General features: G+C 73.9%; 6 protein-coding genes and 2 pseudogenes. 4 read left to right on the forward strand and 4 right to left on the reverse strand.

Annotation, left to right across the window (positions count from 1 at the left end; all coding sequences use genetic code 11):
* Both HYE82_RS27405 and HYE82_RS27410 read left to right on the forward strand, forming a co-directional pair.
* On the forward strand, positions 1-2,664 hold a 2,664-nt coding region (locus tag HYE82_RS27405), incomplete at its 5' end, for a lysylphosphatidylglycerol synthase transmembrane domain-containing protein (protein ID WP_256987777.1).
* A gap of 142 nt (positions 2,665-2,806) precedes the next feature.
* Positions 2,807-4,222, forward strand: a pseudogene (locus HYE82_RS27410) (alpha/beta hydrolase); the annotation flags it as partial.
* 500 nt (positions 4,223-4,722) lie between these two features.
* On the opposite strand, the pseudogene HYE82_RS38475 reads toward HYE82_RS27410, so the two are convergent.
* The 4 genes and pseudogenes from HYE82_RS38475 to HYE82_RS27430 form a co-directional block, all read right to left on the reverse strand.
* Positions 4,723-5,412: pseudogene (locus tag HYE82_RS38475) on the reverse strand (serine/threonine-protein kinase); the annotation flags it as partial.
* 114 nt (positions 5,413-5,526) lie between these two features.
* Positions 5,527-6,783 (reverse strand): Tm-1-like ATP-binding domain-containing protein, encoded by a 1,257-nt coding sequence (locus tag HYE82_RS27420; protein ID WP_179176847.1) that lies wholly within the window; start codon positions 6,781-6,783, stop codon positions 5,527-5,529.
* A gap of 48 nt (positions 6,784-6,831) precedes the next feature.
* Positions 6,832-7,317 (reverse strand): NUDIX domain-containing protein, encoded by a 486-nt coding sequence (locus HYE82_RS27425; protein ID WP_179176848.1) that lies wholly within the window; start codon positions 7,315-7,317, stop codon positions 6,832-6,834.
* An 87-nt stretch (positions 7,318-7,404) separates the two neighbouring features.
* Positions 7,405-8,463 (reverse strand): cation diffusion facilitator family transporter, encoded by a 1,059-nt coding sequence (locus HYE82_RS27430; RefSeq protein WP_179176849.1) that lies wholly within the window; start codon positions 8,461-8,463, stop codon positions 7,405-7,407.
* 151 nt (positions 8,464-8,614) lie between these two features.
* On the opposite strand from HYE82_RS27430, the gene HYE82_RS27435 reads away from it, so the two are divergent.
* Together HYE82_RS27435 and HYE82_RS27440 are read left to right on the forward strand one after the other, a co-directional pair.
* The gene (locus HYE82_RS27435; protein ID WP_179176850.1) at positions 8,615-11,050 is read left to right on the forward strand and encodes an FHA domain-containing protein; all 2,436 of its coding nucleotides are present in this window, start codon (positions 8,615-8,617) and stop codon (positions 11,048-11,050) included.
* An 11-nt stretch (positions 11,051-11,061) separates the two neighbouring features.
* On the forward strand, positions 11,062-11,696 hold a 635-nt coding region (locus tag HYE82_RS27440), incomplete at its 3' end, for a hypothetical protein (RefSeq protein ID WP_179176851.1).

The following is an 11,696-nucleotide window of genomic DNA, read 5'->3' on the forward strand; positions in this document are numbered from 1 at the left end:
GGCGAGCCTTCCGGGCGCCCCGGAGCCCCCCGACCCACCGGACCCCTGGGTCCGGCCGAAGCCGCCGAACCTGCCGAGGCAGCCGAGGTCGTGGAGGTCGACGAGCCGCTGCTCGCCGCCCGCGTGCACCGGCCCTCCGACCTGGTCCGCCTCCTCGTCGGCGTCCTCGGCATCGCCGTCGTGCTCGCCATCGCCGCCTTCGCGCACGGCACCACCGCCGGCCTCGAAGCCGACATCAGCCAGGGCACCGGCGCCGCCCCCGACCTGCTGATCAAGGTCGCCGGCCTGGTGTCGAGCATCGCCGTCCTGCTCGTGCCCGTCGCCTTCGCCATCGAACGGCTGATCAAACGCGACGGGCTGCGCATCGCCGACGGCGTGCTCGCCGCCGTCCTCGCCCACGGGGTGACCCTGGCCACCGACCTGTGGGTCTCCGAGGGCGCCCCCGACTCCATCCAGGACGCCCTCACCCGGGCCGCCGGGGGCGGCGGGGCCCTCACCGACCCGGTGCACGGCTACCTCGCGCCCGTGATCGCGTACATGACCGCAGTGGGGATGACGCGCCGGCCTCGCTGGCGGGTCGCCCTGTGGGTGGTGCTGCTGCTCGACGCGTTCGCGATGCTCGTCAGCGGCTACACCACCCCGTTCTCGATCATCCTGACCGTGCTGATCGGCTGGAGCGTCGCGTACGGGACGCTGTACGCGGTCGGCTCGCCGAACGTCCGCCCGACGGGGCAGCACCTCCTCGCCGGCCTGCGCCACGTCGGATTCCAGCCGGTCAGCGCGGCGCGCGCGGAGATCGCCGACGGCGTCGACGCCTCCGAGGCGAGCGACCGCGGCCGCCGCTACCACGTGACCCTGGAGGACGGCCCGCCGCTCGACGTCACCGTCGTCGACCGCGAACAGCAGGCCCACGGGTTCTTCTACCGGGTGTGGCGCCGGATGACCCTGCGCGGCATCACCACCCGGCGCAGCCTGCAGTCGCTGCGCCAGGCGCTGGAGCAGGAGGCGCTGCTCGCGTACGCGGCCATCGCGGCCGGGGCCAACGCACCGAAGCTGATCGCCACCTCCGAACTCGGGCCGGACGCCGTCATGCTCGTGTACGAGCACCTGGACGGGCGGCCCCTGGATTCCCTCCCCGACGCGGAGATCACCGACCGCCTCGCCCACAACGCCTGGGAGCAGGTGCGGGCCCTGCAGTCGCGGCGGATCGCCCACCGCCGGCTCACGGGCGATGCACTGCTGGTGGATCGTTCCGGCAAGGTGGTCCTCACCGACCTGCGCGGCGGCGAGATCGCGGCCGGCGAGCTGGTCCTGCGGATGGACATCGCCCAGCTGCTGACCACGCTCGGCCTGCGGGTCGGCGCCGAGCGGGCAGTGGCCTCGGCGGTGTCGGTGCTCGGCCCGGACGCGGTGGCGGACTGCCTGCCGCTGCTCCAGCCGATCGCGCTGAGCCGGTCCACCCGGGCGACCCTGCGCAAGCTGGCCCGGGAGCGCGCCGACCGGCAGCGGGAGGCCGTGCTGGAGTCCTCGCGGGCCGCGAAGGCCGCACGGGAGGAGGCGGCCGGGACGAAGGCCGGAACCGCCTCGGCCGCGGACCGCGCCGCGGACCGCAAGGCGGAGAAGAGGGCGCTGGACGACGCCCTGGAAGGGGCCCGCGAGGAGGACCTGCTGAGCCAGATCCGCCGGCAGGTGCTGCTGATCCGGCCGCAGGCCCCGGTGGAGCCGACCCGGCTGGAGCGGATCAGGCCGCGCACGCTGGTGTCGTTCATCGCGGGCGCGTTCGGCGCGTACTTCCTGCTCACGCAGTTGGCCCACGTGGACTTCGCGACGATCGTCGGCCAGGCGGAGTGGGGCTGGGTGGGGGCCGCGCTGGCCTTCTCGGCGCTCTCGTACGTCGCCGCGGCGATGAGCCTGCTGGGCTTCGTGCCGGAGCGGGTGCCCTTCCTGCGGACGGTGGTCGCCCAGGTGGCCGGGTCCTTCGTGAAGCTGGTCGCCCCGGCGGCGGTCGGCGGTGTCGCGCTGAACGCTCGGTTCCTGCAGCGGGCGGGGGTCCGGCCCGGCCTGGCCGTGGCGAGCGTGGGCGCCTCGCAGCTGTTCGGGCTGGCGTGCCACATCCTGCTGCTGCTCGCCTTCGGCTATCTGACGGGCACCGAGAAGACCCCGGAGATGACCCCGTCCCGGACGGTCATCGCGGGCCTGCTGACGGTGGCCGTGCTGGTCCTCGTCGTCACCGCCGTGCCGCTGCTGCGGAAGTTCGTCGTGACCCGGGTGCGGGCGCTGTTCGCCGGTGTGGTGCCGCGCATGCTGGACGTGCTCCAGCGGCCCCAGAAGCTGCTGACGGGCATCGGCGGCATGGTGCTGCTGACCGGCTGCTTCGTGCTGTGCCTGGACGCGTCGATCCGTGCCTTCGGGGGCGGCGAGGCGCTCAGCTACGCGAGCATCGCCGTCGTCTTCCTCGCGGGCAACGCGCTCGGCTCCGCCGCGCCGACGCCGGGCGGCATCGGCGCGGTGGAGACGACGCTGACGCTGGGCCTGATCGCCGCCGGCCTGGACAAGGAGGTCGCCATCTCGGCGGTCCTGCTGTTCCGCCTGATGACGTTCTGGCTGCCCGTCCTCCCCGGCTGGGTGTCCTTCAACTACCTGACCCGCAAGGAAGCGATCTAGCCGGCCCGGGCTGCCCCTGCCCTGCCACCCGGCCACCCGGCCACCCGCCGCTGGTCACCGGTCACCGGTCACCGGTCACCGGTCACCGCCCGAACGGGTCCGTGCGCGGGCGGGGTGCGGGGCAGGGCCGCAGGATGGGGGTATGTCCACGAACGTGCTGCGCCTTGCCGGTGTCGTCGCCCTCGCCGGGGCACTGGTGGCGGTCAGTGCGTGTTCCGGCGGGGAGGAGCGGGCGACGCCCCGGGCCGGGGGGACGATGGGGGCCGCGCCGCTCAAGTGGGGGGAGTGCTCCGCGCCCGATGCCGCGCAGGGCGGCGGTCCGGCGCCGCCGAAGGGCTGGGAGTGCGCCACGCTGCACGTGCCGCTCGACTACGCGAAGCCGGAGGGCGAGACCATTCCGATCGCGCTGATCCGGACCCGGGCCCGGGACGGGGACAAGCGGATCGGGTCGCTCGTGTTCAACTTCGGCGGGCCGGGCGGATCCGGGGTCAGCACCCTGCCCGGCGCCGCCAAGGACTACGGGGCCCTGCGCGAGCGGTACGACCTGGTGAGCTTCGACCCGCGCGGGGTGGGGCGGAGCGTGCCCGTGCTGTGCGAGACCGACCAGCAGCTCGACCGGTACTACGCGCAGGACTCCACCCCCGACACGCCGCAGGAGGAGAAGTCCTTCACGGAGGCGGCCCGGCGCTACCAGGCGGCCTGCAAGGCGCGCTCCGGGAAGGTGCTGCCGTACGTCGGCACCGAGAACGCGGCCCGCGACCTCGACCGGATCCGCCAGGCCCTCGGCGACCAGAAGCTGAACTACTTCGGGATCTCCTACGGCACCGAGCTCGGCGGGGTCTACGCCCACCTCTTCCCGAAGAACGTCGGGCGGGCGGTCTTCGACGCCGTCGTGAACCCGGCCAACGGCTCGGAGGAGGGCGCGCTCGACCAGGCCAAGGGCTTCCAGCTGGCCCTCGACAACTTCGCGCAGGACTGCGTGGACCGCGGCGACGAGTGCCGGCTCCAGGGCAGCACCGTCAAGGAGATCGAGGACACCGTCGTCCGGCTCCAGAAGAGCCTGGCCGACAAGCCGATCCCCGGTATCGGGAACCGGAAGCTCACGGACTCCGCCGCGACGAACGGAATCGCCCAGGCCCTGTACTCCCAGGAGCTGTGGCCGCTGCTGGAGCAGGGGATCGACGAGGCCGAGGGCGGGCAGGGGCAGCTGCTGATGTTCCTGTCCGACGCGCTCAACGGGCGGGACCGCAACGGCCGTTACAGCAACATCGGTGCAGCCAACACGGCGATCAACTGCGCCGACTTCAAGGACCGGTTCGACCTCGCCCAGGCCAAGTCGAGGCTGCCCGAGTTCCGGGCGGCGTCCCCCGTCTTCGGGGACTTCCTCGGCTGGGCCCTGATGAGCTGCACCGGCTGGCCGGTGGCGGGCGCGTGGGAGAACCCGGACGTGTCGGCGCCGGGCGCCGCCCCGATCCTGGTGATCGGCAACACCGGCGACCCTGCGACCCCGTACGAGGGCGCCCGCGAGATGGTCGAGCGGCTCGGCCCCGGGGTCGGTCGCGTGGAACGCGTCGGTGCGGGTGAAGCCGAGGGCGAGGGCGACGGGGAGAGGGAGGAGGAGGGGGCGCCCGGAGTGGTCGGCGACGGGCCTGGCGAGCCGGACGCCGAGGCCGCCGGTGTGGGGCTCGACGTGGCGAAGGACTTGACCGCGCGGGCGCCGCCGGGTTCGCCATCCGACGCGCTTGCCGTCAGCCCGGCCACCACGCCCAGCACCAGCGCCGCACCCGCCGCGATCGTGCCCCGTCGCCCGGGGGCCCAGCCGGAGCCCCGCCCCAGCGAGGTCGTCGCCACCGCCGTGGCCCCGGAGGCCGGGCCGCCCGCGGAGGGGAACAGCAGGGGTGATAACGCGGCCAGCGCCGCCAGCTTGCGCTGGCCGCGCTCCTCCCATTCCGCCCCGTACCCGGCCAGCGCGGCCTGTTCCAGCTCCGCGACGAACGCCTCGGCGTTCTCCGGCCGCTGCTCGGGAGCCTTGGCCATGCCCCGCCGGATCAGGGGGCGGACCGGCTCGGGGGCCGCGTCCTCCGGTACGGGCGCCTCCACGTGCTGGACCGCGAGCTCCGCGAGGTTCTGCCCGGGGAACGGCTTGTGCCCGGTCAGGCACTCGAAGAAGGTGGCCGTCGCCGCGTACACGTCGGCCGCGGGTGTGGCCGGCCGGCCCTGCCACTGCTCGGGCGCCATGTACGCCGGAGTACCGGCGACCCCGGGGGTGGTGTCGCGGCGCACCGCGATCCCGAAGTCCACCAGCTTGGACAGGCCGTCCGCCGTGACCAGCACGTTCTCCGGCTTGTAGTCGCGGTGGACGACGCCCGCCCGGTGCGCCGCCGCCAGCCCGAGCAGTGACCCCTTCAGCACGACGAGCGCGGCCTCGGGATCGGTCTGCCCGGACTGCTTGAGCACGGCCCGCAGCGAGATCCCGTCGACCAGCTCCATCACGATGGCGGCCCCGCCGGGCGCCTCCACGTACTCGTACAGGCGGACCACGTACGGGGCTTCCAGCCCGCCGAGCAGCCGGGCCTCCGCGCGGAACCCGGAGACGAATGCCGGGTCCCGGCGCAGCCGGTCGGCGAGGTACTTCACCGCGACGGGCGTGCCGGTCGCCTCGTGGACGGCGAGGACCACCACTCCGCCGGCACCGGATCCGAGCTCCCGGACGTGCGCGTACCCGGGCACCGTCCAGCCGTCCGTCATCGTCTGCCCCCTGTCCGCCCGCGTCGCCGTGCCCTGAGGCCCGGTCGGGGTGCGATCGGCCACCCCCAGGGACACGGTTTCCGCTGAGGCCGGTTCCCAACCCGGCCGGGGGCCTCAGGCTGCGGCCCGCCCCGCCCGGATCACGGCGTGCAGCCGGTCTGCGGCCGCCCGGCCGAAGGCCGGGTCGTTGATGTGGGTGTCGTAGTCGCGGACGGCGGCGGCGCTGCCCCGCAGCCCCTCCCGCAGTGCCGAGAACAGCGCCCGGTCCGCGGCCGGGTCGTGGTACGGGCCGCCCGGCGCGCCCAGGGTGGACAGGCCCTGCAGCGGGATGCAGACCTCGGCCGGACCGGTTGCCGTGCGGAGCTTGGCCGCGACCCGGCGGCCGAGCTCCGCGCACTCCGCCTCGGTCGTGCGGATGACGGTGATGGACGGGTTGTGCACGCGGACCCGCCGGTACCGCGCCCGCTCGGGAAGGGATTCCAGCGGCCCGAACTTGACCATGTCCAGCGCCCCGAGGCTGACCACCTGGGGTATCCCGGCCCGGCCCGCCGCCGTGAGCCGGTCGGGGCCGGCGGTCAGGATGCCGCCGCACAGGTCGTCGGCGATCTCGCTGAGCGTGAGGTCGAGGACGCCCGAGAACACGCCCTGCCCGGCGAGGGTCTCCAGGGTGCGGCCCCCGGTGCCGCTGACGTGGAAGACCAGGACCTCGTAGCCGAGTTCGGTCAGCCGTTCCCTGGCCGCGTCCACACCGGCCGTGGTGACGCCCGCCATGCTCGCCGCGACCAGCGGGCGCGAGCCGGAGCCCGGCAGGGCCGGGCGGCCCAGCGTCAGGACGGCCTGCTCGTGGGCCCGGGCCATGCCGGCGACGGCCGCCACGGCGTTCGCCAGGATCGGCTCCGAGACGGTGTTGAGCCCCGCTATGTCCACCACGCTGTACATCATCGTGATGTCCGAGGATCCGACGTACGGGGACACGTCTGCGGACGCCATGGAGGAGACCATCACCTTCGGCACGCCCAGCGGCAGTGCGCGCATCGCACGGGTGGCGATGGAGGTGCCTCCGCTGCCGCCGAGGGCGAGCACCGCGTGCAGCCGGCCCTCGGCGTGGAGGCGCAACAGGGTCGCCTCCGCGCCCTTGGCCATCGTCGTCACGGCCGCACCCCGGTCGGCGGCCGCCCGCAGCCCGGCCAGGTCCGCCCCCGCCGCCCGGGCCACCTCGGCGCGCGGCACGTCGGCGGGTACGCGGGGCTCGCCCATGACGCCCGTGTCGACCATGACCACTTCGATGCCGGCGCGCCGCAGCCCCTCGCGCAGCCAGCCGTACTCGACACCCTTGGTGTCCAGGGTTCCCACCAGTACGACGCTCGTCATGAGTGCAATGTCCGCTCGGGCGGGGTTTGCCGGCAAGCCGAGGTCAAGTCAACCTTCCAGTAACGTGAACAGCCTTTCGAGGAAGGTGACTTGAGAGCCGATCAGCTTGACGCGGGCGGCCTCCGGCGCGAACCAGCCCACCCGGTCCAGCTCCGGGAACTCCTGCACCCTGCCCGAATGGGGCGGCCACTCCATCGTGAAGGTCCCGGGCACCATCAGCGCCGGGTCGAGGTCCGCCCGCACGGCCCAGATCACCACCTGCTTGCCGCCGGGCATCCGGGCCTCGCCCAGCGGCAGGTACGGGCCTTCCGGCGGGGGCAGTCCGATCTCCTCGGTGAACTCCCGCCGCGCCGCGGCCAGCGGGGCCTCGTCCTCCTCGTACTCCCCCTTGGGGATGGCCCAGCCGCCGTCGTCCCGGTTCGCCCAGTACGGGCCGCCCATGTGCCCGAGGAGCACCTCGATCCCCGGGCCGGCGGCCGCCGGCCCGGCCGCCTCGCGGAACAGGAGCAGTCCGGCGCTTCGCTTGTTCGTCATGGCCGCATGTATGCCCCGCCGGGCGGGCGGGCAAGGGCGCGCACCTCAGCGGCCGCACCTCAGCGCGCGCACCTCACTGCCCGCACCTCAGTGGTCGTGCGCGCCCTCCCGGTGAACGGGGCCGTGGGCGTCCGCGCAGTGCGCGTCGGCCGGGTCGCCCGCGCGGCCGACCGTGAGGAGGGCCTCCTGCGCGTGGTCCACCTGAAGCGTGGTGTGCGTGATCGCGTACTCCTTCGCCAGCAGCCGTTCCAGGTCCCGGCGCACGGCGTGGCAGTCACCGGCCGGCTCCACGAGCACGTGCGCCGACAGCGCGGCCTGGCCCGAGGTGATGGTCCAGATGTGCAGGTCGTGGACCTCGGTCACCGGAGGGTGCGAGACCAGCCGGTCGCCGACCGCGTCCGGGTCCACGTGCGCGGGGGCGGCCTCCAGGAAGATCCGGCCGGACTCGCGGACCAGCCCGTAGCCCGCCTTCACCATCAGCACCACCACCACGAGCGTGGCGATCGCATCGGCCTGCAGGAAGCCGGTGGTCAGCACGATCAGACCGGAGACGGCCGTGCCGATGAAGGCGAACAGGTCGTTCAGGATGTGCTGGTACGCCCCCTCGACGGCGAGCGAGGAGCGGTTCGCCCTGGAGATGCACCAGGCCGCCGCCACATTCACGACGATGCCCGCGAGCGCCGTGACCAGGACCAGCCCGCCCGCGACCGGCGGCGGATCGATCAGCCGCTGGACCGCCTCGTACGCCAGCCACACCGCGAGCAGCAGCAGGGTGAGTCCGTTGGCCTGGGCGGAAAGGATCTCCGCGCGCTTGAGGCCGAAGGTGTAGCCGCCGCGCGCCGGGCGGGCCGCGAGCCGCATCGCGATCAGCGCGAGGACGATCGAGACCGCGTCCGTCAGCATGTGCGCTGCGTCGGAGATCAGGGCCAGCGACTGCGCGATGATGCCGATGACCACCTCGATCGCCATGAACGCGCCGATCAGGCCGAGCGCGATGGCCAGCCAGCGCCGGTCGGCGTCCGCGGACACGCCGTGGCTGTGCCCGGCATGCCCGTGGCCGTGGCTGTGGTCGTGGCCGGGTGCGGGTGCGTGGTCGCCGTCCCGGCCCCGCCCCGCGTGATCGTGATCGTGGTCGTGCACGCCCATGGCGTCCCCCGTCTGTTCGGTTCCGACGCGTGAAGTGAAGCGCACTGTGAAGCAATGGGCAAAGGTTGCAACGGGGACCGTTGTCATTACCCATAAGGCGGCGCTGACCTGCGGTTATGCCGCCAGGTTCAGGCCGTGTCACAATCGGCCCATGGTCCAGCGCCCCGGTGTGCCGACCGCGCCCGAGCTCGTCCTGGAGACCGACACGGGCTCCACGACGATGCTCCCGGGCCGGACCTACCACGTCGGCCGCGACCCGCTCTGCGACGTCTGCCTGCAGGACGCCCGGGTCTCCTGGCACCACGCGGTCCTGCGCACCGACGGCGACCACTGGACCGTCGAGGACGAGAACAGCACCAACGGCACCTGGGCGGACGGCCACCGCATCCACGAACGGAACATCGGAGCCGGCAGCGAACTGCGCTTCGGCAACGCCCTCGACGGACCCCGCGTCCGCGTCCTCGGCCGCACCCCGCCCGCGGCACCGCCCCAGCCCCCGCCGGCGGTGCACCCTCCGGCGTTCCCGCCGACAGGGCCCCCGCCCCCCGCACAGGCCGCTGCCCGGCGGCCCGACTCCGTCTCCGATCCGTCCCTGACCAGCACCTTCCGCGAACCCGCCGACATCCACCCGCTGCCCCCGCGCACGGTCGTACGCATCGGCCGCGACCAGGACAACGACCTCGTCATCCAGGACCTGGTCGTCTCCCGCCGGCACGCCGAACTCCGCGCCCACGCCGACGGCACCCACGAGATCGCCGACCTCGGCAGCCACAACGGCACCTACCTCAACGGCGCCCGCGTCACCGTCGCCCCCGTCGCCGAGGGTGACATCATCGGCATCGGCCACACCGCGCTCTGCCTCGTCGGCGACCGCCTCCAGGAGTACGTCGACACCGGCGAGGTCTCCCTCGACGTCCAGGACCTCGCCGTCGCCGTCGACCGCGGCCGCAAGACCCTCCTCGACGACGTCTCCTTCCCCGTCGGCGCCCGGTGCCTGCTCGCCGTCGTCGGACCGAGCGGCGCCGGAAAGTCCACCCTCCTCGGCGCCCTCACCGGCCTGCGCCCCGCCGACCGGGGCACCGTCCTCTACGACGGCCGCGACCTCTACCGCGACTACGCCGAACTGCGCAGCCGCATCGGCCTCGTCCCCCAGGACGACATCCTGCACACCCAGCTCACGGTCCGCCGCGCCCTCACCTACGCCGCCGGCCTGCGCTTCCCGCAGGACACCGCCCCGGCGGAACGCCAGGCCCGCGTCGACGAGGTCATCGACGAACTCGGCCTGCGACAGCGCGCCGACCAGCCCATCCACAGCCTCTCCGGGGGCCAGCGCAAACGCGTCTCCGTCGCCCTGGAACTGCTGACCAAGCCCTCGCTGCTCTTCCTCGACGAACCCACCTCCGGCCTCGACCCCGGCATGGACCGCTCCGTGATGCACATGCTGCGCGGCCTCGCCGACGACGGCCGCACCGTCATCGTCGTCACGCACAGCGTGCTCAGCCTCGACGTCTGCGACCGGCTGCTCGTCCTCGCCCCCGGCGGACGCGTCGCCTACTACGGGCCCCCGCAGGACACCCTCGCCTTCTTCGGCTTCGACCAGTGGCCCGAGGCGTTCGAGGCGTTCGAGACGCAGCACGGCCGTGACTGGGCGGGCGAGTACCGGGCCTCCGCCCACCACCGCCGCTACGTGCAGAGCGCCGCCCACCGGCCCGGCGCCGACGGGCACCACACCGCCGAGCTGCCGGCCGGATTCGCCGCCGCCCCGCCCAAGGCCCAGAGCTGGGGCGCCCAGCTGGCCATCCTGATGCGCCGCTACGCTGCCGCGCTCAGCGCCGACCGCACCTTCCTCGTCATCATGATCGCGCTGCCGTTCGTGATGGGCGCCATGGCCCGTGCCCTGGCCGGCAGCTCCCTCACCCGGGAGACCGCGATCAACGCCCTGTTGATCCTCTGCGTCGGCGCAGTCCTCACCGGCGCCGCCAACGCCGTGCGCGAACTCGTCAAGGAGCGCGTCATCTACCGGCGTGAACGGGCCGTCGGCCTGTCCAGATCCGCTTACCTGATGTCCAAGGTGCTGGTGCTCGGAGCCGTCACCGTCGCCCAGGCCGTGGTCCTGACCCTCGTCGCGCTGTACGGCGTCGACACCAACGCCCCCGGCGGGCAGGGGGTCCTGCTGCCGCCGCTCGCCGAGATCACCCTCGCCGTCGCGCTGCTGTCCTTCACCGCGATGATGCTCGGCCTGCTGGTCTCCGCCCTGGTCAGGAAGGAGGAGGTCACCATGCCGCTGCTGGTCCTCCTCGCCATCGTCCAGGTCGTCTTCTGCGGAGCCCTGCTGAGGCTCGACGGCGTCCCCGTGATCGGCCAGCTCGCCTGGCTGGTCCCCTCGCGCTGGGCCCTCGGCGCCATGGCCGGCACCATCGATCTCGGCGCGCTCGTCCCCGGCGACCTCACCGACGACCCGCTCTTCGCCCACAGCACCGGCGTGTGGCTGCTCGACCTCGGCATGCTCGCGGGCCTGTCCGTGCTGTTCGCCGTCCTGGTCGCGCGGCTGCTGCGCCGCCACGAGCCCGCGATCATGCGGAAGTAGCGGCAGGTGCCATGACCAGCCCCACCCCCGAGGACTACGGAGCCGTCGCAGGCTTCCGGCCCACCCATGTCGTGCCCCGGGACGGACTGCCCGCCTGGGAGACACCCGACGTCTCCCGGCCCACCGCGTCCCTGGACGCCTTCCTCCCCGTCCAGTTGCTCTCCCGGCGCGGGGAGTGGGGGGAGATCCTCTGCGCCAACGGCTGGTCCGCCTGGGTGGACGGCCGCCTGCTGGTCTCCGTACCGGAGCCGCCGCCGACCGGTGGACGGCCGACGGCCCGCACCGACGACCCGCGCCCGCTGATCGCGCGCAGCGCGGGCGTCCTGGACCGCTACCGGCGCGTGCTCGAGGAACTGGCCGCGGGGCGGCTGGACGGCGAGGGGTTCCGCAGCGGGACCAAGGGGATGCGGGCCGGGGTGGTGGTCGACGGGGAGTCCGTCTGGCTGTACGACGAGTCCACCGGGCACTGGATGTACGGCGACGGGAGCCGCCTGTCGCCGTACGCGGCCGCCGGTGAACCGAACGCGGAGGCGGGCGTCGGGCAGGCGGGCCCGGGCGGCGGGCAGGCGGGCCCGGGCGGCGGCGACGGCGGGGCCGTGGCGGGCGGTGTACGGGCGGATGCCGCGGCCGGGGCGGCGGGCGGGAC

Source organism: Streptomyces sp. BR123 (assembly GCF_013401435.1).
In the GTDB taxonomy this organism is placed as follows: Bacteria; Actinomycetota; Actinomycetes; order Streptomycetales; family Streptomycetaceae; genus Streptomyces.

Coding starts and splice junctions, on each gene's coding strand:
- HYE82_RS27435 (WP_179176850.1), top strand. CDS start 8,615: ATGGTCCAGCGCCCCGGTGTGCCGACCGCGCCCGAGCTCGTCCTGGAG.
- HYE82_RS27425 (WP_179176848.1), bottom strand. CDS start 7,317: ATGACGAACAAGCGAAGCGCCGGACTGCTCCTGTTCCGCGAGGCGGCC.
- HYE82_RS27430 (WP_179176849.1), bottom strand. CDS start 8,463: ATGGGCGTGCACGACCACGATCACGATCACGCGGGGCGGGGCCGGGAC.
- HYE82_RS27420 (WP_179176847.1), bottom strand. CDS start 6,783: ATGACGAGCGTCGTACTGGTGGGAACCCTGGACACCAAGGGTGTCGAG.